13 protein-coding genes are annotated in these 21,288 nt (G+C 57.1%); 4 read left to right on the top strand and 9 right to left on the bottom strand.

Annotation, left to right across the window (positions count from 1 at the left end; all coding sequences use genetic code 11):
- Positions 1–26: 26 nt before the first annotated feature.
- From RISK_RS26315 to RISK_RS26290, 6 genes are all read right to left on the bottom strand, one after another.
- Entirely contained in the window at positions 27–1,847 is a 1,821-nt protein-coding gene (locus RISK_RS26315; RefSeq protein ID WP_047817307.1) for an arylsulfatase, read from the bottom strand.
- Positions 1,848–2,194: 347 nt separating this feature from the next.
- Entirely contained in the window at positions 2,195–3,832 is a 1,638-nt protein-coding gene (locus RISK_RS26310; RefSeq protein ID WP_047817306.1) for a sulfatase family protein, read from the bottom strand.
- Positions 3,833–4,104: 272 nt separating this feature from the next.
- Positions 4,105–4,923, bottom strand: a complete 819-nt coding sequence (locus RISK_RS26305; RefSeq protein ID WP_047817305.1) for a sugar phosphate isomerase/epimerase family protein — start codon at positions 4,921–4,923, stop codon at positions 4,105–4,107.
- A 59-nt stretch (positions 4,924–4,982) separates the two neighbouring features.
- Positions 4,983–5,933, bottom strand: a complete 951-nt coding sequence (locus RISK_RS26300; RefSeq protein ID WP_047817304.1) for an aldo/keto reductase — start codon at positions 5,931–5,933, stop codon at positions 4,983–4,985.
- 326 nt (positions 5,934–6,259) lie between these two features.
- Positions 6,260–8,011, bottom strand: coding sequence for a TIGR03545 family protein (locus RISK_RS26295; protein ID WP_047817303.1), 1,752 nt, complete (start codon positions 8,009–8,011; stop codon positions 6,260–6,262).
- A complete protein-coding gene (locus RISK_RS26290) occupies positions 8,008–8,958 on the bottom strand; it encodes a DUF2062 domain-containing protein (RefSeq protein WP_047817302.1) in 951 nt (316 codons plus the stop codon). The genes RISK_RS26295 and RISK_RS26290 overlap by 4 nt, the downstream gene beginning before the upstream one ends.
- A 216-nt stretch (positions 8,959–9,174) precedes the next feature.
- Between RISK_RS26290 and RISK_RS26285 the strand changes: the two genes are divergently transcribed.
- From RISK_RS26285 to RISK_RS26275, 3 genes are read left to right on the top strand one after another with little or no spacing between them, the layout of a single operon-like run.
- A complete protein-coding gene (locus tag RISK_RS26285; RefSeq protein ID WP_236696731.1) occupies positions 9,175–12,492 on the top strand; it encodes a PSD1 and planctomycete cytochrome C domain-containing protein in 3,318 nt (1,105 codons plus the stop codon).
- Positions 12,493–12,511: 19 nt separating this feature from the next.
- Complete coding sequence (locus RISK_RS26280; protein WP_047817301.1) at positions 12,512–13,924, top strand: DUF1501 domain-containing protein; 1,413 nt, start codon at positions 12,512–12,514, stop codon at positions 13,922–13,924.
- Positions 13,917–14,864 carry a hypothetical protein gene (locus RISK_RS26275; RefSeq protein ID WP_047817300.1) on the top strand — a complete coding sequence of 316 codons (948 nt, stop codon included), beginning with the start codon at positions 13,917–13,919 and terminating at the stop codon, positions 14,862–14,864. Before RISK_RS26280 ends, RISK_RS26275 begins: the two co-directional genes overlap by 8 nt.
- A 367-nt stretch (positions 14,865–15,231) precedes the next feature.
- Here RISK_RS26275 and RISK_RS26270 read toward each other — a convergent pair whose 3' ends face one another.
- The 3 genes from RISK_RS26270 to RISK_RS26255 form a co-directional block, all read right to left on the bottom strand.
- Complete coding sequence (locus RISK_RS26270) at positions 15,232–17,064, bottom strand: UbiD family decarboxylase (protein ID WP_236696730.1); 1,833 nt, start codon at positions 17,062–17,064, stop codon at positions 15,232–15,234.
- A 100-nt stretch (positions 17,065–17,164) separates the two neighbouring features.
- Positions 17,165–17,428, bottom strand: coding sequence for a hypothetical protein (locus RISK_RS26265; RefSeq protein WP_047817299.1), 264 nt, complete (start codon positions 17,426–17,428; stop codon positions 17,165–17,167).
- Positions 17,429–17,837: 409 nt separating this feature from the next.
- Positions 17,838–19,574: a BBP7 family outer membrane beta-barrel protein gene (locus tag RISK_RS26255; RefSeq protein ID WP_236696729.1), complete on the bottom strand. Its 1,737-nt coding sequence runs from the start codon at positions 19,572–19,574 to the stop codon at positions 17,838–17,840.
- 407 nt (positions 19,575–19,981) lie between these two features.
- Between RISK_RS26255 and RISK_RS26250 the strand changes: the two genes are divergently transcribed.
- Positions 19,982–21,073, top strand: a complete 1,092-nt coding sequence (locus tag RISK_RS26250; RefSeq protein ID WP_390173970.1) for a linear amide C-N hydrolase — start codon at positions 19,982–19,984, stop codon at positions 21,071–21,073.
- Positions 21,074–21,288: the final 215 nt, after the last annotated feature.

Here is a 21,288-nt window from a genome sequence, read left to right as displayed (position 1 = left end):
GCGCCATTGTGTCTCCCAGAGAGCATTCACTTGCTCTTTCGGGAGAGCGTGCAGTAGTACGCTCCAACTTCACCGTTTGGAAGTTTGAAAACGGGAGCCAGCTGGTGGGAACCTTCCGCCAATTCGATCTCCATCGTCACGACCAGGTCATCTGATGCGACGCTCGTGCTCGCAATCGACTTCCCATCCACGCGCACCTCGGCGGACTTCACGGGGATCGCCCGGCCTGCTTGGGTTCGATAGGCGCGAGAAGAGCCGGGCACGTCTTGCCCAGGCGGTACAGCCGCTCCAATCGGAATCCCCGACTCTTCCGGCCAACGCCGCAACGCAATTTCAAACGTCCCTGCTTCATGCACTTGGATCGCCCAATGCCCTTGGTGCGTCAGTCGTTGCTTTGCCTTCTTCGGGAAAACAGCCGCTGCGGCACGGATCGCGGACTGATTCCATGGCGGAGCTTGTCCGATCCAGTCATGAGCCGTGAACGTGACCACGGGATGATCGGGATGACCGACGGTCATTTCGGTGGTTTGCGAGAACGTGGGTTCCAGCTCCGCCCACCAAGCATCGTAAAACGCACGCATCGAGGCAACTTGTTCCGGATGATCGCCCGCAACGTCGTTCTCTTGCCCTGCGTCATCGGCAATGTTGTACAGCTCTGTGCCGTTGATCAAACGCCACTTGTTTTGCATCACGGATGACTGACGCCACTTGATCGGGTCGATCACACGCTGCGAATCGGTGATCAGCATGCGCTGCGTGAACGACGATTCTGGTTCGTCCTTCAACAGCGAAACAATCGAGGTGCCATCGAACTTGATTTGTTCGGGAGCGTCGACGTCACACAATTCCAACAGCGTCGGCACCACGTCCACCGCGTGACACAGCGTGTCATTGCTACGAGCAGTGGCAAAGCCGCCTTCGGGATAGTGCATCACAAAGGGAACACGGTGGCCGCCTTCATAGGGACTTCCCTTCCTGCCTCGCATTCCAGCGTTGTAAACCGATGCACCGCCCGCGGTCCCATTGTCCGTCGTGAACAGAAAGATTGTGTTGTCATGCACGCCCAACTCACGCAGCAGTTCGCGGGTCCGTCCGACGTTCTCGTCGATGTTGGTGATCATCCCCAAAAAAGTGGCCACGTTGTCGCTCATCTCGGGATAAAGGTCGATGTACTTCTGCGGGGCGTGCAATGGCCCGTGCGGTGCATTGGTTGCGATGTAAGCGAGAAACGGCTCGTCCGCTTCGACACAATCGCGAATGAATCGATTGCCTTGTTCAAAGAACACGTCGGTGCAGAAGCCTTGGGCTTTGACGGCTTCTCCATTGTGGAAATACGAACCGTCGAAGTACGCGTTGTCCCAGAAGTCAGGCGTTTGCCCGACGCCGCCGCCCCCGTGGCGATAGACCTCGGTGAACCCGTTGTCCTCGGCTCGGTAGGGATAGTTGTCGCCGAGGTGCCATTTGCCAAACATGCCCGTTTGGTAACCGGCATCACGGAAGATCTCACCGAAAGTCACCTCGTTGTCTCGCAACATCGAACGTCCGCTGATCGTGTGCCACACGCCGGTTCGGTTGGTCCAGTGACCGGTCATGAATGCAGACCGGGTCGGCGAGCAGGTTGGTGCGACGTGGTAGTCGGTCAGCGTCGAAGACTCGGCTGCAAGAGCGTCGATGTTGGGCGTCTGAACAACGGTGTTCCCAGTGAACCCACAATCGCCGTAGCCTTGATCATCCGTGATGACGATCACCACGTTGGGACGATCTGCCGCCGAAACAGGTTCCACGAGCAGCCCTCCAGACCACGAACCAACGGACAGCAGGACCAAACAAAACAACCAACGTGACATAGAAGCAACTCAAACTGGAGGGATGAAACGAAGGGGAGACGCACCACAAGCATAGCTGAACCGTGCGGGCCGTCAGTGGAAGATCACGTCTTCGGACGGCAAGAATGCGACGTCTCGAAATTCACGCACTGAGCGTAGCAGTCACGCCAAACGGTGAAGTTGTTCCGACCCTGCCGAATTCGTCTTCGGAATCGGCTGGTATGAAGCGTCTTAAGCAGGTAGGCAGGTGTCATCGGTTATGTGAGCCAATCATTCTTGCTTACCTGCTTAGCGGAACGGCGCAAGCCGTCCGGTGCCGTGATACCGGAGAACTCGCACCCTGCCGCTAAACGACCGGAAAGCCAAAGCTAATTTTGAGGCTTTGCTTTCGATTCGGACTGCTTCGCCTGAACGTACTCATGGGAGATTTCGATCGCCTTCTGACGGTCTTCGTCACTGTCATCCCAGAATTCCTGGACAACCTCTTCCACGGCAGGGTAATGAGACCCATCGTCGCCCACGCGTTGGCGAAGTTGTGCCAAACGTTGCTTGAGGTCCGATGCGACTTCGGCGTACTCAGGATTGTCGATTTGGTTGACCACTTCCGTCGGATCGTTCACCAAATCGTAGAGTTCCCAACCGGGAGGCGTTTGCAGCTTCCCTTCGTAGTTGACGCCGTAGTAGTAAATCAACTTGTGAGTCTTGGTGCGAATCCCAACGTGACCGGGATTGTCATGGTGAGCCATGTGCATCCAGTAGCGGTAGTACGCCTCCTGCTTCCAACCCTCGGGTTCCTGACCGGTCTCGCAAATTTCGCGAAAGCTTTTGCCTTGCATGTACTCAGGGGTTTCCACGCCGGCGAACGCCAACATGGTGGGTCCGTAGTCCACGTTTTCCACGATCGCATTGCTGCGTGAACCGGCAGGAATCGACTTGGGGTAGCGAACCAAGAACGGCATCCGCTGCGACTCGTCGTACATCCATCGCTTGTCCATGTAGTCGTGCTCACCGAGCATGAACCCTTGATCCCCGGTGTAGATGATCACGGTGTTGTCCATTTGCCCGGTCTCTTCCAACTTTGCAAACAAACGAGCCAGGTTGTCGTCGACGCCTTTGACACAGCGAAGGTAGTGCTTCATGTAGATGTTGTACGCCTCACGTTTGGCGTCTTCATCACTGAGCCACGAATCGACTTCATAGTGATCCACATAATTCCGACGCAGGTTACGGCGTCCGATTGAGGTGCCGATGTAGGGCATCAATTCATCGTCTGCACCACGGGTCGCCAGGGAACCGAAGAGCGGCTGACTCCAAAGATTCTTGGGTTCTGGGATCGCGATTTCGGCCAGATACTCTTCATAGCGTGGCGCGTACTCGAAGAAATCGTGTGGCGCCTTGTAGTGATGCATCAAGAAAAACGGCTTGTCATCTTCGCGAACTTCATCAAACCAGTTCAGTGTGATGTCAGTGATCGCATCCGTGCTGTGCATGCCTTCCTTCTTGATCAAATTCTTCGGCCACGGCTTGTCACCTTGAACACGGAACTCAGGATCAAAGTACTTGCCTTGTCCAGGCAGGACACAGTAGTAGTCAAACGCCGCCGGTTCAGCTTTCAAGTGCCACTTGCCAATCATGGCGGTTTGATAACCAGCCTTCTTCATCTCTTTCGCAAGATGCTGATTCTTTGGTTCGATGCGGCCGTTCAGATCAAACACACCGTTGGTGTGGTTGTATTGCCCCGTCATGATGCAAGCGCGACTGGGTGTGCAGATTGAGTTCGTGCAGAATGCATTTTCAAACAACATGCCTTCCTTGGCCAAACGATCCAGGTTCGGCGTCGGATCCAGGTAGGCCAACCGACTGCCATACGCCCCCACCGCTTGGCTGGTGTGGTCATCCGACATGATAAACAGAATGTTGGGTCGCTCATCAGCAACCGCCCAAGGTGCCATCGCAATGGCAAGCATCCAAATCAGGGCACGTGACCCAATCGCAGTGTGTGACATATTCAGTTCATCTCGTGGTGGGGAGGGATGGTGGAGACGTCGACTTTTTGCTGAATGGCAGGGGGGTTCTCGAATCACAGGCTAATGGTCTGTCACGACTCTCGTCTTGGGGTAGTGGACGAGGCCACGAGTCCTGAACTGACGTCAAATCCAAGGACTCGTGGCCTCGTCCACTACGATCACTCCAAACTTTTAGCTGCAACAGAACACTAGCAGCCTATGCGACAAGATTCGCAGGCTGGAAGCCTATGCCACTGTTGGGTCCGACAACTTCAAGCGGTCAAACGTTTGAATGCTTCGATCGTGTTGCGAGCCGCAGTGTCCGAATCGGGCAACGCAAACGCTTCGGCACACAGGTACCCGTCGTAGTCGATGTCTTTGAGAGCCTGGATGATGGGCGCGTGGTTCATGTGCCCCATCCCAGCGGCTTGGCGATTGGAATCGACAAAGTGAATGTGCCCGACGTAGCCCTTGCCAGCACGGATGGCAGCGGCCAAGTCGGCTTCTTCGATGTTCATGTGGAACAAATCGGCCAACAGTTTGACGTTGTCCGTTTTCAATGTCTTGCAAAACTCGACGCCTTCCTCGACTGTGCGAAGCAAGTTGGTCTCGTAGCGGTTCAGTGGCTCGTAGAACAGCGGCACGTGATACTGGGTGGCGTAAAGCCCCAGTTCATCGAGCGATTCTCGCAAGAACCCCAAGGCTTGATCTCGCGAAACATCGCCGCCCCATTTGCCTTGCATGGATCCGATGATGGCGGGAGCGTTGTAGGCGCCACCGAAGTCGATCATTTGTTTGACGAAGTCACGAGCCTTCGAACGATGCTCCGCGTCGGGATGCGTCAGGCTGAGCCCATGCTTGACCATCCCAGCACCGGTGCCGACCGCTGCGACAACCAAGTCATGCTTTTGCAGCAGGCCTTTGAGTTCGGCCTCATCCACCGCGTCAGGCCCGGGGGCGAATATTTCGATCGCGTCAAAACCGAGCGCCGAGGCCTTTTCGCAAGCGTCTCGCAATCCGTCCCAGTAAACGAAGGGACCGCCGCGAGCTTCTTCGACCAGGCTGACCGTGATGGCAGATTGAAACGTCATGTTGTTTCTTTGTGAGAGAGTTTTGAGGGGAGATGGACTCGAAGTGGCATAGGCTGAACTCAGGAGGCGACCGGTTCGTCGTTGTTTTCGGGGCGGCCTTCGATGTAAAACCAATTGTGGATCGGTTTCAAAATTTCTTGGACTTCAGCAACCAAGACTTCGTCGATGGGCTCTTGCGCCCACTCAACCCACTGCGTGACTCGCTTTGGATTGGCCGACCCTGGAATGCAGGTCGCAAAATTTTCGTTGGCAATGCTGAACTGAAGTGCAATTTTCGCGATGTCACTGCCACGGTCCGCGCAGTGCTTGGCGGCGGCGGCAGCGACCTGGCGAACTTCGGGTGTGGCTTTGTGCCAAGGCGGCAATTCTGCGTTGGTCAACAGACGTGCCGAGAACGGAGCGCCGTTCATCAACCCCACTCCTTTCTCCTTGGCCAACGGCACCAAGTCCAACGCCATGTCGTTTTGCAACGTGTAGTGGTTGTAGGTCAGCAGGCAATCGATGTCCGTGTTTTCCATCACGTACTGGAACATCTTCATGGGGTAGCCGCTGACGCCAACGTAGCGGACCTTGCCCTTTTCGATTTCGCGACGGATCGCGGGAATGGTTTCTTCGACGATCTGCGACATCTCGACGAATTCCAAATCGTGACAGAGCACGATGTCGAGGTGGTCGACCTTCATTCGTTCGAGCGACGTGTCGATGCTTTCGGTGACGCGTCGGGCGCTGAAATCGAAGTGCTCGCCGGTGTAGCGTCCCAGTTTGGTGCCCAAGTAGTACTGATCACGCGGGAAATCTGGCAGGACGCGGCCGAGCATCATTTCGCTCATCCCGCGTCCATAGAATGCGGCGGTGTCAATGAAGTTCATCCCACTTTCGAGCGCCACTCGAACCGCTTGCAAACTCTCACCCAAATCGACGCTTCGGAACTCCTGTCCGATCGAAGACGCTCCAAAAGAGAGCGTCGTGAGTTCCATGTCCGTTTGGCCTAAACGTCGACGAGGCAGCATCGTGGCAGTTCTTGGGGTTGAATGGTGGGGATGGATTTCAGGGCAACAAGAATCAGCGAGTGTAACCTCGCGTTGCCACCGATGCCAACGCACCCGGCCCCAAAGAAAACAGGCTCAGGGCTATAGACTTCAGCCCCTTTGCGACGAGAGATCCTCCCGTCGGTTTCCCATCATCAGCCCATGAAAAAAGGCCGGAGGTCGAGGCACGATTGACTCGTGCACCCACCTCCGGCCTTTGCCAGAACGATCGCGTTGAACGCGCCGCCCGTCACTCAACCTGTCGACTCAAACGCACTCGGCGGAATCGACGCAGGATGGAATCGTGATCAACGCAAGCTCGAACCAAACGCGGTCTTGAGCTTGCCAAGATACTGGTCCGCTCCATTGATTTCGCTCAGGATCTTTCGGCTGAGGTCCTCCACCGATTTATCAGCCTTGGCCAGCAACGATTGAGCTTGGTTCTGTTGAGCGAGCATCCACTCATTCAGTTCCAACATCTGCTCACGATGAGCTTCGTTGACCTTGGCGGCGACCTTGGCTTTGGACGCTTCCATTTGGCTGGCGATGGCCGTTTTCGCGGCGTCGTTGAAGACTTGCCCCAAGTTGGTGTTCAACTTCAGATCGATGTCTTCCCAAGTCCCGTTGAACTCGGCATCGATTTCAACTTGATCCACGTTGGCCAGGGACTGGTTCATTTGAATCGCCGCGGCGGAAGATCCCGCCTCACCTTGAACATCCAAACGCATGTTGACGCCGGTTTGCTTGCTGACCAAACGACCTTCGAGTTGTTCACCCCGACTGCTCAGCTGAACCCACACTTCACGAACGCCGCCTGCAATGGCAACGCCAACGTCTTTGCCGCGTCCCAAGTGAATCGGGTCCGCGTCCATTTGTGGCCAATGAAGTGTCAAACGATCCAGTTGCTCACCTTGTCGACGATCACGGATGTAGTCGACATCGACGGTCTCGGGACCTTCCAAACGCAAGCGAGCTCGAGTCGGATCGGCCAACAACTCCGGTGTGGGCGTCATGTTTTCGACCACGCCGGTCAGCGTGAAGACCTTGCCATCGGCACGCATGGTGCCGCTGACGTCGCAGTGACGGATCATCAACTCAGGACGACGATTGCGTCCCAAGAAGTCATAGTCTTCGCCACGAACACGCTCGGTGTCCGGTGCAACGACGGTGTAATTGGCCAGCGTACGACCGCTGTCGAGATAATCTCGAAGTTGGGTGAGCGAACGCCGAATTTCAGCGCTGACCAAATCGACGCCGAAGTTCTTGGACTCACTCAGATCGCCTGGCACAAACGCATCGACTTTGTCGAGGTCGGCTTGCTTGGCACTTTCCAATCGAGCCAAATCGGCCTTCATTTGATCGGGCATCGCGTTCATCGCGTTTCGCAACGAGATCAACTGTTCACGAGCGGCTTCGGATTCCGCCAGCGTGCGTTGCAACTCCGGCCAATCCCGCAACGGGTTGTCGATGCCGCTGGCAGCTTCCCGAATGGTTTCGACGCGTTGTTCCAGTTCTTTGGTTTGTTGCACCAATCGTTCGTATTCGCTTTTCCAACGACGACGAATCTCTTCGCCCGTGCGAACGGTCTCCAGATCTTTGCCGAGTGCTTCGGCGCGATCGCTGAGTCCATTCGTCGCTGATGAAAGCAAGTTCCCGATCATGGATGGACCGGAATCTTCCGTTTCCTCCGGTGCCTCTTCCAGGTGCCCGCTGGATTCCCGGGTGGTGCCGATTTGCAAACCAGCGATGCTGCCCTGGCGAATCACCCAGCGACGACGCAACAACGCATCGCCATCGATGACCAAGTTCACCGAGTCCGCTTGGAAAGCGTTCCGGAATTCCTTGTCATCTCGAGGATCGGCGACATGCACCGAATCGAATTGGATCTGCGGCGGGAACAAGCCCACGCGAGTCGCACCGATATCGGCTCGAGCTCCCGTCGAGGCTTCTAACCCGCGGACCGTGATGTAGCTGGCCATCGGGCCGAGGCCCCAAAACAGCAGCATCAAAATGGTCGCGACAACGATAAGCCGTGTCAGTAAGAATCTCCAACGAATCATGCTGCATCCTTGTCTTGCGAATCGCGCAATTGACGAAGCAAATAACTGAGCGCTTCATCGATTTTGTGTTGGTCGTCGTTCGTCGTAACCGGATCGGGTTGGCGTGAACCGCCAGACACCGATGCCATCGTGTTCGTATTGGAAGCCGTCTGCAGATTGGAATCTGCGTCGAGCACTTCGATGTGGGTGGTTTGCTTTCCATAAGAAGCATCCGAAGTCGACGCTTCATTCACGGCCAAGGCTCGTTTCGCATTCGCGTTTTCGTCACGACCGGGCGTGATCTTGGCGAGCACGGGTTCGGCATCGTCCACGCGGCGAAAATCAAACACACGTCCAGAGTTGGCCTCGATCACTTCGTCGCTTCCCGACACGAACGCTGGTTCAGGCGAGAAGTGAGGCTGACGTGTCTGGGTGTGCGGGGGATCCACAGCGTGCGCTGTCGACGTTTCGCTGGACCGACGCTTGCGAACCGGCGTCACCAGCAACTCCTCTTCGAGATCCTCGTCTTCCCGCCCGTTGCCCGAGACCGCTTTGAAGAGCGGGTACGACACAGCGAAGGTGGGAACAAGCGAAGCCAGTCCAATCAGGAAACTTCCCATCACAACGGTGTTGTTCAAATCCGTCCAAGGCACCAAGGGCAAGTCCCAGGCTCGTGCCATGACTTGTGAGACGCCTTCTTGATCGAAGAACCACTGCGCCAGTTGCTCCGAAATCGGATCCAAACGCGGTGCCACCATCGTCACGCCGATCGCGGTCAAAGCGACCATCGCGTGATTGACACGCAACATCAAAACGCCAAACACCAACGCCACCGCCAGCAGGTTGCCGTGCGGGATTAGCCCGATGAGAAGTCCGAACGCCAATCCCCACGCGAGCTGAGAAGGATACTTCCTCCCCGCAATCGCTTTGCGAAGACTGCTGAGCAGCTTGATCGAAAACAGAATCATAAACCCGGACCACACGGCTGATCGATGGATGTAACAATTGGAATCCTCGTTAGCATCGGCATCTTGAGGACTGATATTTAGTACAACCGTCAAATTCGACGTGGCTAGGTCAATCGGAGACGCGGCGGAGCAGAACCGGCTTTGAAGAACCCGGCCACTCTATAGAGCCAATTGAGTTTCACGCGGTTTCTGCTTGCTTCGCAGATCCATGCAAAGGTGACTGAACTCCAAACGTTTGCGAGAGCATTTGCATCGATCTGCTACAATGAGTTTCCCGCCTGCCATCCTCCCGTCCCGCCCATCGCTGTGGTCTTGCTCTCCATGCGTTCTTCTTTGTTCTTCTTTGATTTTTCCCGGTGGACGGCTGTTTGCCTGTTCGGACTCGCCTGCTCCTTGGGCCTGTCGGCACACGCGGATGAATCACAGATCTCGTTCAATCGCGATATCCGGCCGATCCTGTCGGAGAACTGCTACTTCTGTCACGGCCCTGACGAAAACAACCAGCAATCCGGTTTGCGTTTGGATAGCCGTGAAGCAGCCATCGAATTTGCCGCCATCATTCCGGAAGACGTGGAAGGCAGCGAGTTAGTTGCCCGGATCGACCACGACGATCCAGACGCCGTCATGCCGCCGCCAGCTTCACACAAAACACTGACCGAAGAACAAAAGCAGCTGCTCAAGGACTGGATCGCGGAAGGCGCGATCTATGAAGACCATTGGTCCTTCACCCCCATCCGCCGGCCAGACATCCCCAACCTGAGCGAGTGGGACGAGACCGTGGTTTCGGATCCCGTCCATCCGGTCGATGCCTTCATTCGCGCCAGGTTGCTCGCAAAGGGACACGATCTTTCAGGGCCAGCTCGAGCAGACCGTCTGCTCCGACGGATGCACATGGACTTGGTCGGCCTGCCACCCACCTGGAAAGAAACCCAGGACTTCTTCCAGCGTTCTCAAACCTCGCAGGCATCCTCTGATGACCGGGCCGCGTTGATCGATCAGAAGCTGGACGAACTCTTCGCGAATCCTCACCACGGCGAACGCAGGGCGGCGTTCTGGTTGGACCTTGTTCGGTTCGCGGACACCGTTGGCTACCACGGGGACCAAAACCAGCACATCTTCCCTTACCGCGACTGGGTGATCGAAGCGTTCCAGAACAACATGCCGTTCGATGAATTCACCATCAAACAGCTTGCCGGAGATTTGCTTCCCAATCCCAAAACAGACGACTTGATCGCATCCGGATTCAATCGTCTGAACATGATGACTCGCGAAGGTGGTGCGCAACCGGGCGAGTACCTGTCCAAGTACGCGACCGATCGAGTGCGAACCGTTGGCATGGCCTGGATGGGACTGACGACCGGATGCGCCGAATGCCACGATCACAAATTTGATCCCTTCACGGCCAAGGACTTCTATTCCCTCGGTGCGTTCTTTGCTGACATCGAGCAATGGGGTGTCTACAGCGATTACGGTTACACCCCCAACCCGGACCTGAAGGGCTACAACAACAACTTCCCGTTCCCACCCGAAATCGAAGTCACCAGCCAAGCGTTGCTGCGGGAACAAACGCAAGCCAAGCAAGAACTCACCGAACTGGCTCGTTCGCAACACGAGGCATTGCCGGACGATCAGAAAACCGCCGCGAATCAATGGCTGGCGAACGTCCATGATTGGCTTGAACAAAACGCGGACGGATGGCAATCCATTGAGACGACCAACGTCCCGTCGGCCGACAAGAAGCAACGAGCATGGAAACTGGATGCGAGTTCGACCTCGCCTGGATCTTTGTCGCCTCAGTCCATTCAAGTCAGCTTGCCGACCAAGCCGAACCAAACGCCGCTCGCGGTGGAAGTACGTTTCTACATCGAGGAATTGGAAACCGTTCCCGCGGACAAGTCGGCGGAGAACCAAGAGGATGAAAAGAAGCTCAAACGAACCACTGTCGCTGTTTCACTCGCACGAGCGAACCGCTGGATGCCTTCGTTCTCCAACACAGTGGCCCAGCAAAACGTGGCCTCGCGTTGGACGGTTCCCGCGACCGATGCCGACGGGCACGCGGCCAAACAGCGACCGCATCAATTCATGATTGACCAGTCCAAGCACGCGGACGAACCGATGCAAGCCGTGTTTGAATTGTCCGCACCGCTGCAATTGAGAGACGGCCAATCATTGATCGCTGAGATCAAAGGGTTGCCCGCCGACATCGAGGCGACATTCGAAGCGTCACCGCTGATCCGATTGCGGCCGTTTGACCCAACCGAATTGGAAGCGATCCAAGTCTGTGACTCGGTCAGCCAACCCAACGCTTTGTTGAGCTGGATGATGTCCAACCCCAAACAAACCAAAGACGCCGGTGCCAAGAACCATTGGCGCGACCGCTACCTCGCCTGTCGGGAGGGCCGAACGTGGACGATGGTCACGCAGGCCACCGACCCGATCGAAATGCGGGTGCTACCGCGTGGTAACTGGCAAGACGAAACCGGAGAAGTCGTCCAACCGGCCACGCCCAAATTCTTAGGCCAATACGGAATCGACTCCGACAAGAATGCTGATGCCAACCACTCTGATTCGAAACGCTTGACTCGTTTGGACCTGGCTCGCTGGATCGTGCACCGCGACAACCCGTTGACGGCACGCGTCGTGGCCAACCGACTCTGGAAACAATTCTTCGGCGTTGGACTGACCATGGCTGTCGATGACCTCGGAACTCAAGGCGAGCCGCCATCCCATCCAGAACTGCTCGATTATCTCGCGATCGAACTGATCGAATCCGGTTGGGACCTGCGTCATGTGACTCGATTGATTCTGACCAGCCAAACCTACCAACAGGACAGCCGTGTTCGACCGGAACTGTCCGAGATCGATCCTGAAAATCGTCTGCTCGGCTACCACCCGCCGCGACGTTTAGAAGCCGAGATCATTCGGGACAATGCACTTGCCGTTTCTGGATTGTTGAACCTGGAAATCGGTGGTCCCTCGGTCAAACCCTATCAGCCCGGTGGCTACTATTCGAACTTGCAATTCCCCAACCGGACCTATCGCTCGACAACGGGTGACAACCAGTATCGCCGTGGCATTTACATGCACTGGCAGCGCACGTTCTTGCATCCGATGCTCGCGAACTTCGACGCCCCCAGTCGGGAGGACTGCGTCGCAATTCGGGCCAACGCGAACACGCCTCAACAAGCGTTGACGTTGCTCAACGACCCGACGTTCATCGAAGCGGCTAGCGAACTGGCGTGGAGCATGAACGAACAATCCGATTCCGATGAAAATCGGTTGCGAGCCATGATTCGTCGGTCCCTGCAACGCGAAGCGACCAGCGAAGAGATCGAGCGTCTGTCCGTCTTCCTGGACCAGCAACGCGAACTGTTCTTGGCCGACGAAGCCTTGTCAGTGGAATTGACCAGCGTTGGCCAATCCGCCGCACGTCATGGCAAATCGCTCACGCATCCCGAACGAGCGGAATGGGCGGCTTGGACCGCCACGGCTCGAATCGTCTTGAATCTGCACGAAACAATCACCCGCTACTGAGTCACGCTGGAATCTCACCATGAACACATTTCCCTCCATTCAGCGGCGCAGCTTTCTCAAACGCGGCACCTACAGCGTCGGCATGGCCGCGCTCGGTTCGATGCTCGCCCGTGAAGGCCAAGCCAGCCAAACCGGTTCCCCTCAGCCACACTTTCCCGGCACGGCGAAAACGGTCATTCACCTCTGCATGGCCGGCGGCCCCAGCCACATGGAATCGCTGGATCCCAAACCGGAACTGGACAAAATCAACGACCAACCCTTCCCGGCATCAATGACCGACGGCCAGCAGTTGGCTCAGCTTCAAGGTTCGAAGTTGATCGCTCGAGGGTCATTCTGCAAATTCAAAAAGTGGGGCCAATCGGGTCTTGAAATCAGCGAACTGTTTCCCAACATCGGATCGGTCGCCGACGACCTGTGCATCATTCGCTCGATGCACACCGAGCAAATCAACCATGACCCAGCTCATGCGTTCATGAACACGGGCTCGATTCAAAAGGGTCGCCCGAGCATGGGTTCGTGGCTCTTGTACGGACTGGGCGCGGAAACGGAGTCGCTGCCAGGTTTCATCGTCTTCACCAGCCAAGGACGTTACGGGGCGCAACCTGTTTCGGCGCGTCAGTGGAAAGCGGGCTTCCTGCCCAGTCGCTTCCAAGGCGTTCAATTTCAATCGCAAGGCGACGCCGTTCACTTCGTCCGCCCACCAGGTGGCATCACCGACACGACTCAGCGAGCCACGATCGAAGCGGTCAACGCGTTCAACCAAGCCTTGCTGGCCGATCGCGGCGATTCCGAAATCGCGACTCGGATCAGCCAGTACGAAATGGCATTCCGAATGCAAACGTCGGTTCCCGAACTGTCGGACATGTCGGACGAAACCCAAGAAACGTTGAACCTGTACGGGATCACGAAACCCGGCGATGGATCGTTTGCCAGCAACTGTTTGATGGCTCGACGGTTGGCCGAACGCGGCGTTCGTTTCATCCAGCTTTATCATCGTGCGTGGGATCACCACAGCAACCTCGAAGCCGGCATGAAGGACAGCGCAAAGGCAGTCGACCAAGCCTCAGGAGCTTTGATTCAAGATCTCAAGCGACGCGGCATGCTGGACGACACATTGGTGATTTGGGGCGGTGAATTTGGCCGCACTCCGATGAAACAAGGCTCCGGTCGCGATCACCACATCAACGCGTTCTCCCTGTGGATGGCCGGCGGTGGCGTCAAAGGCGGTATCTCCTACGGCAACTCCGACGAACTCGGCTACCGCTACCTGAAAGACGGCGAAGAGACCCACGTTCGCGACTTGCACGCGACGATGCTGCACACCTGCGGACTCGATCACATGAAACTGTCGGCGAAGTATCAGGGTCTCGATGTTCGCTTGACCGGCGTCGAACCCGCTCGTGTCTTGAAACCGATTTTGAAAAATGCTTGATCGAACGCCACCACCACGCGTGCTTTCCGTTGCATTGGTTTTCACGAGCCTGATTCTGCTGCTCGCCGGACCGGTGCTGGCCCAAGACGGCAACGTGTTGTTCCACCAAATGTTGAAAGACGGCCTATCGTTGACCGACGACGTCACGGCTCCCCTTCCGGCACCGACATTCCTGGGTTCATCGAATGACACCTTGCCTCCATCGGAAGTCGAGAAACGACTGCAGAAACTTGCTCGCGCTGGTGGTGTCAAGCGTTTCGTCCGCAACTCGGCCGTCGCTCCCATTGCGATCGACACGGACTCGATTTCCAATTCAGAAGGCCAACGCATCGGGCACCTGTTGGACGTCACCTTCATCGTGCACGCCCCGCTCGATTGGGTGCAAGATTCCGATGCGTTGAATTCATTGCTGGGAGTCGACCCGTCAGCGGATGAAACGGAGGACGCTGGTGCAGCGAGCCAAGTCAGCCCTGAGGAACTCGCCAAGCTTGGAATCGCCCCGACGGCGGAAACAGAATCGTTTGGCAGGATCAGCTTCCCGTTGCTCGATCGAGTCATGGTCGAGGGCGTGATCCATGCGGAAACGCAGCGTCACATCGAAGGTGCCCCAGGTGATTTTGTGACGGTTGCTTGGCACCTGGACCCGCGGTTCGAAAATTCGTGGAGTCCCATCGAACGCGACGACCTGGGAAAAGAAACCACGGGCGACGCGAAACCTTACCGAGGTCTCGGCGGCCTGATCACGGCGACACGATTGCCGGCTGAGATTGCAGGCACGAATTCCGAGGCAACCATTGTGCAAGCCCGATTCGTGGTGCACGAACCGGTGGATTGGTTCGGCGGTCGCAATCAACTGCGAAGCAAACTGCCGCTGATCATCCAAGACCGAGTGCGTGACCTGCGCAGGAAACTCGCGGACAGTCACACCCCGTCACGGTAAGCAGGTACGCAGGACTGATCGGGTTGAATCTCGTGAGCCGTTTGGGCGTTAGCCTGGACCGCGACAAGTTTGGTTTTGTGGCGCGTATTCGTGGACAGTTTCTTGCCTGTTACCTCTCCCCCGACGAAGTTGGGGGAGAGGTGACTTGTTGATGCGAGGCAGAAACTTGCGCACACCAGAAACGCAACCACCCCAAAGATTGAACAGCCCAGCGATCGCCCCGGTTGTGAGTGGGAACCATGGCGAACGCCAAATGACTCAGTAAATCAACAGACCGCTCGCGCCCTTCCGCTCCTACTGACGAGGATACCTTGCGAACGCGCCGGGTTGTGATTGGGAGGCGAGACAATGCCGGAGGCATCGAAGCTCACAAGTACTTGGCCAGCTCATCGCCGCGAGTCGCTCTTGCGTCGACCTTGGCGGTCACTTCGGCGTCTTCCACCAGCAGCGGAGCGTGATGCGGTTTGACGCGAGCGTCGATGATCAGTGGCCCCCGACATCCCCAGTGTTTGTCCACCACCTGGACACCAACACCGTCGACATCCATCGCCGGGTTGCTGCGAGTGAACGTCAGCCACAACCAATTGTTGAGCGTCGCTGCGGCGAACTCGGAATCATCACACAGCGTGATCAGCGGCACGCCGGACAGGTCGCCCTGGCCTGCCAGACGCTCGGCCAAAGCTCTGACGTCCGCCTTCGATGAATCGCCAGTGAATGGTGTGGCGGAAACGGCAATCACACCGGGCATGACCAACCGCGGATCCGACATTCCATCGGGCAAGGACAAGCCCGCAGGGAGCTCCGTCGCCAGTTCTCGAATCGGTTGCCCCGTCGCTGCGACGACCACCTTGGAACCTTGATTCATCCCCGTGCCGCTGTAGTCGAGCGTGTCGATCGTGGTCTTGGTTTGAAAATGCAAATCGCGACGCCAGTCGACTCGGCGAAGGATGTGCTGCATGAACGCGCCAATGTCATGAATCTTGAGCGAGTCGTCCGGGTCGTCCGTGATCCACAGGTACTTCGCCAGCGACAATTGCCCGTTGCCCAAAATCGCATTGGCCTGTGTCAGCAACTCCTGCGGCTCCTTGACTCTTAAATAAGGCATGTAGCGTTCACTGCCGATCGCCAACAACAATGGATGCACGCCCGCCGCATCGACCGCATGAACGGCTTTCACACCCGGGATGACCGTCGGGATGATCGGATCGGTCAGTTCATGGATCAACTGGCCAAACGTCGTGTCTTCTTGCGGAGGGCGGCCAACAACCGTGAACGGCCAGATCGCGTCTTTGCGATGCCAAACGTGGTCGACTTTCATGAACGGGAACGGGTGCTGCAGCGAGTAGTACCCCAGGTGATCCCCGAACGGTCCTTCCGGCATCGTTGCGTTCGGATCAACTCGTCCCACGATCGCGAAATCAGCGTCGGCATACACCGGTGCATGCGAACCTCGAATCATGCGAACTCGTCGCCCGGAAAGAGCCCCCGCGAAGGTCAGCTCGGTCAGGCCTTCGGGAAGCGGCATCACGGCCGCCAGGCTCATCGCCGGAGAGCCACCGACGGTGACGGCGACTTGCAAGGACTCATTGCGATCCATAGCCTCGCGATGATGCACTCCGATGCCGCGGTGGATTTGGTAGTGCAGTCCGACTTGGGCCTCGGGATCGTATTGGTTGCCTGCGAGCTGCACTCGGTACATGCCCAGGTTGACTCGCATCAGATTCTCGGGCGCGGTGGGGTCTGCCGAGAGAACTTGCGGCAACGTCACAAAGGAACCGCCGTCCATCGGCCAGGACTTCAGCCCCGGCAATTCACTGAGCCGGCACTGATTCGCTTGCACAGCCCCTCGGCGAGTGAACCGGGGCAGCATCGTCAGCGCCGTCATCGGCACGCCGGCGTATCGCAGCGGGCTCTTGGGCAGGGCGGATGGATCGAGCTTGACCTCGATCAATCGACGCACACGCTCAAGCGTGTCTCGAAAGAGATAGCGGGCTTGATCCAACGACGCGAACAGGTTCGACGCCATCGGGAACTTGCAGCCGCGAACGTTGGTGAACAGGATCGCAGGTCCGCCTCGCAAGTAAACGCGGCGCTGGATCTCAGCCATTTCCAGATTCGGATCGACTTCGTCTTCGACCGTGATCAGCCGACCTCCGGCGCGCAGATCCTCCACGACGTCTCGGGTGCTTCGATGTTTCAACGCTTCAGCTTTCAGTTGAGAACCAGAATTCCGATGACTCGCCCGAGCCCTCAGGTGATCACCCGAAAGCGTCAGCGGGAAGCAACTCCGAATCCGCTGGTCATTTGAATTCGTCTTCGAACGCCGCGAAGTCGTCACCGCCTTCGGCGACAAACTCCCCGCCGAAATCATCGCCCTCCGCAGGAACGGCCGCGAATTCATCCCCGTCGACCACTTCGATTTCTTCGGCGTCCGCCATCATTTCTTCTTCGCCTTCGGGCATGGCGGCGACGGCAGGTCGAGGCTTGCGGTTTTTGAATCCAACCACGGCCACCGCCAGAATCATCGTGAGCAAGAAAACGACCCAGCAAATGAAATAGATCATGGGAGACAGGTCAGCCGGAAAAGGAGGGGGTCGTGGAGCGAAACAAGAAAGCAGCCCCACATCCTAATTGCCACCGGTCGAGTCGGCAAATTTGACTCCCGCAATCGCTCCCAACCCACTTTCCACGCGTCATTCGCCGAACCGTTCAGCCGAACAACGCACCAGTGACAGCCCCCAGATGGGAGAGATCGACGAAGATCATGACTGCAAATCTGCTTGACGCGGAGTCGCGGCCGACGGCATGCCGTTGACACCAATCGACCAACGAAACAGGCAAACAGGAATGAGCGGGCAGAACCACGCGAGCCGTTTGGGCGATGGCCCCGGTCGCACGTGGGAACAGTCCCGTTTGACAAAACAGCTCGAATGCCGAATGACTCCTGCCGACCTGCTTGGGTCGGCAATCCACTCAGTGGGTGTAACTCAGCCCGAAGTGGATGCCCTGCACGTAGAACGTGCTGTCTCGCATCGCCGATGACGGCAAGACATTGTTGGTGTCGTTGACGTTTCGGTCGAAGATCCCAGAGACCTGAATGGCGTCCGTCATGGCCATCAGGTGATAGCCGACCGTGACATCAAAGTGGTCGAATCGGTGCCAGCCCAAGTTGACGTCGAATTCGGGAACCCAACCAAACGTGTCGCTGGTGAAGGTGCCTTCGTTGGTATCCGCGTCGACAAACAAACCACCCTCTTGCGCGGTGTCGGGAGGACCGACCGTAGTGCTGCCTTGACGATCCGCCGTGCGACGAACGTTGCCAAACGCGGCCTTGGCCAACCAATTGAAGCTCCAGCAACCTTCGCGATAGCGACCGGCCAGACCAAATTGGGCTCCGTGGAATTCGCTGGTCGCTTCAAAGGAATCACGAATCGAGATGTAGTTGCCCGCGTCGGTGCCCTCTGTCAGCGTTGAGCTGGACGCGATATTCAAACCTTCCGACAACCGCATGTATTGGTAACCGTAGAGCACGTCGAACGTGGTTCCCAAACCGCCTCGCCAAAACTGACGCACCGAGATGTCACCACCGTGCAGTTCGCTGTAGGCATTGACGCCGACCGCACCAAAGCGACCGTTGATCGCAGGATCGGCCGGAGCATTGGGGAACACGACCACGTTGGAATCTTCTGCGTCGGTTGCGACGTTGAAGAACGGAATCGCGAGCACCTCAAAGTTTCGTTGATCAGCACCGAAGCTGTAGTTTTCATCGCCCGCGACCCAGCCTCGGAAGACCAGACTGCGGCACTGATGGCGGTCCAGCCACAAACCGAGCGTCAAACGTCCGCCTGCAGCAGCGTCTTTCAACACGGAATCATTCCCAGCCAAAACCGTCCCGGTATCGAGCGATCCAGTGTCCGGCGCGGTATCGGTCGTCACCAACGCTGGCAATCGATCGCCTTTGCGGAACATGATCATCAATTCCGCTGAACCAAACCAACGATTCGGATCGACACAAATCGCTCCACCAGGCCCACACATGCCATCGCAGCCACCATAGCCACAACTGTCGCAGCCATACGATTCCAGCCCACAACCAGGACCTTCCAGCCCACAGCTGACGTCGAAACCACAACCGCAACCTTCCACGCCACACCCCGGGCCTTCCAGACCACAACCGGGACCGTGCAATGCCATGGATGTGCCCGATCCGATGATCGTTTCACCCGAAAACGAGGGGTGTTCCATCACGGTGACCGTGCCAGATGCTTTGCGGATGACACGAGCCGGTCGCATGGAAGCACCACCAGCATTCGCATCGCGATCAATCGACATGACCGAAACAGGCCGGACGATTTGGGCGTTGGCTGGCTGAGCCTTGGAGCCGGCTGTCGCGCCGAGCGTTCGCAACTTCAGTCCGCGAGGTTCTTCCAGAACTTGCAAACCGTTGTCCTCTGCGTCCGCAGGAACTGCCACGTCGTCATAACCGACTTCGTCAATCTGAATGCGACTGAGGTCCGAACTGGCGTCGGGATACAATTCCCAATCGCCCGTCATTGCCGCGTCACCGCCACGGACGGGTGCTTGATAGGTGTTGCGGTCCGGTTTCTTGACACGGACCTGTGCAGCCAACGGTGAGCATGCCAGGCATGCCACGAGGACCACACAGTGTTTCGCTAACCGGGGAAGTCGGCGCCAGATCAAAGAGTTCATGGGGTAGTTCGCTTGGATTCAATCGTCGGGGGTAGTCGCGAATCGAAGTGGCCGGCCCGCGTCTCGGCTGCATGTTGTCCACACGCCACCTCGCGCAACACCAGATGCCACGTGAACTGGTATCGGATGAGACGATCGTGACGGTTGAGTCGTTTTGGCAAACTTTGCCGGTTAGGGCACGAATACGGCCGGCCAGCAGTTTCACGCGGGCGAGGTTTCACGGAACAAACCCCGTCCATCCCGCGAAAAACCACCCGACCTCGGCTCAACGAGTTTGCTACCATGAATTCGCGGACCTCTCGGACTTTCTGTTCGCGCTCCTCATGCCCCACTCACCGCCGGAGTCCACCGATATGTGCTCACGTCGCAAATGCCGTCCGGTTTGTCTGTTTCAATCGCTCGCCAAAATGGGATGGATTGCGGTGGTTGCGGTGATGGGACTTTTGACAGCCTCGGCCCAGCCCGCCATCGCTTGCACGGTCATGCGACTGAATATTCACGGGCAATTGGTCATCGCACGCAATCACGACTGGCCGTTTGGGGAAGCCCTCGTGATCACCAATCTGCGCGGCATCGAGAAAACTTCGCTCGCGCCGATCAAACCCGCGACTTGGACCTCCAAGTACGGCAGTGTTTCGTTCTGCCAATTCGGCCGAGAGATTCCGTTTGCCGGGATGAACGAAAAAGGACTGACCGTGGACTTGTTGCGTTTGCCTCAAGCCACCTTTCCGGATCCCGTGAAAGTGGAAGCAGATCCCGAACTCACCGCGGTCAACGCAATCCAGTGGGTCCAGTATCAACTCGATACCGCCGAAACCGTCGCGGAAGTGGTCGACAGCCTCTCCACCGTCGTGCCCATCCCAATGCTACCGATGGTCGAAACCGTTCACTACTTTGTCACCGATGCACGCGGCGATGTCGCGGTCGTCGAATTCATCAACGGCAAAGCAGTCGTTCGGCACGGCGACGACTACTGCATGGACGACGGCAACCCCAAGACGCGAACCTGCGTGCTGGCAAACTCGTCGTGGGAAGACTCCCAAACCAACCAAGCCAACAACACCAGCCTGTTGCGATACGACCGGGGCATTCGCTTGGTCGAACTGGCAAATGACTTGGGCGATCAACAGGCTCCGATCGAATACGCCCACCGCTGCTTGCAAATCGTGGCGCAAGGCCCTCTGACTCAGTGGAATTTGGTCTATCTGCCGGAGCAGCGTCGGATTCATTTTCGAACCCAAACGTCGCCCCAACAACGATGGATCGATCTGGATGATCTGTCCTTCGAGTCCGATCAGCCCCCGCAAGCAATCGACATCGACCAAGACATTCAGGGCGATGTGGCGTCCCACATGAACGATGTCACTCACGCTGACAACGAACGGATCGTGAACCACGCGTTTGATCACTTTGTCCCCGCTGGCTTGCCGAGCCTGGTGATCAAACAGCTTCTGTTGGACTACCCGAGCAAGCTTCGGGGGCCGCAAACGGCACCCTGAGAGCCGGTTTCACTTCCGGAAATAAAGTTTCCTGGAAAATTTTCTCGATGGACCGAAACCCCGCCACAGGACCAATCGCTTCATTTATGAAGCTTAGCGAAACATTAATCGCACCTGAACGCGGCTAGCACGCACGCAATCCAGACGTCGATTTTCGCTGATTTGTCGCCCACCTCGGTTCATCAAACCTTCACTTAGAGCGTCGACGTTTCTTC

The sequence above is a fragment of the Rhodopirellula islandica genome, assembly GCF_001027925.1.
Classification (GTDB): Bacteria; Planctomycetota; Planctomycetia; order Pirellulales; family Pirellulaceae; genus Rhodopirellula; species Rhodopirellula islandica.
The sequence above is the reverse complement of the archived record's forward strand: the minus strand, read 5'-3'. Positions and strand labels throughout refer to the sequence as shown.

Bases quoted from the DNA above. Each gene is read 5' to 3' on its own strand.
- RISK_RS26310 (WP_047817306.1), bottom strand. From the start codon at position 3,832: ATGTCACACACTGCGATTGGGTCACGTGCCCTGATTTGGATGCTTGCC.
- RISK_RS26275 (WP_047817300.1), top strand. From the start codon at position 13,917: ATGCTTGATCGAACGCCACCACCACGCGTGCTTTCCGTTGCATTGGTT.
- RISK_RS26250 (WP_390173970.1), top strand. From the start codon at position 19,982: ATGGGATGGATTGCGGTGGTTGCGGTGATGGGACTTTTGACAGCCTCG.
- RISK_RS26295 (WP_047817303.1), bottom strand. From the start codon at position 8,011: ATGATTCGTTGGAGATTCTTACTGACACGGCTTATCGTTGTCGCGACC.
- RISK_RS26265 (WP_047817299.1), bottom strand. From the start codon at position 17,428: ATGATCTATTTCATTTGCTGGGTCGTTTTCTTGCTCACGATGATTCTG.
- RISK_RS26255 (WP_236696729.1), bottom strand. From the start codon at position 19,574: ATGAACTCTTTGATCTGGCGCCGACTTCCCCGGTTAGCGAAACACTGT.
- RISK_RS26300 (WP_047817304.1), bottom strand. From the start codon at position 5,933: ATGCTGCCTCGTCGACGTTTAGGCCAAACGGACATGGAACTCACGACG.
- RISK_RS26280 (WP_047817301.1), top strand. From the start codon at position 12,512: ATGAACACATTTCCCTCCATTCAGCGGCGCAGCTTTCTCAAACGCGGC.
- RISK_RS26315 (WP_047817307.1), bottom strand. From the start codon at position 1,847: ATGTCACGTTGGTTGTTTTGTTTGGTCCTGCTGTCCGTTGGTTCGTGG.
- RISK_RS26290 (WP_047817302.1), bottom strand. From the start codon at position 8,958: ATGATTCTGTTTTCGATCAAGCTGCTCAGCAGTCTTCGCAAAGCGATT.
- RISK_RS26305 (WP_047817305.1), bottom strand. From the start codon at position 4,923: ATGACGTTTCAATCTGCCATCACGGTCAGCCTGGTCGAAGAAGCTCGC.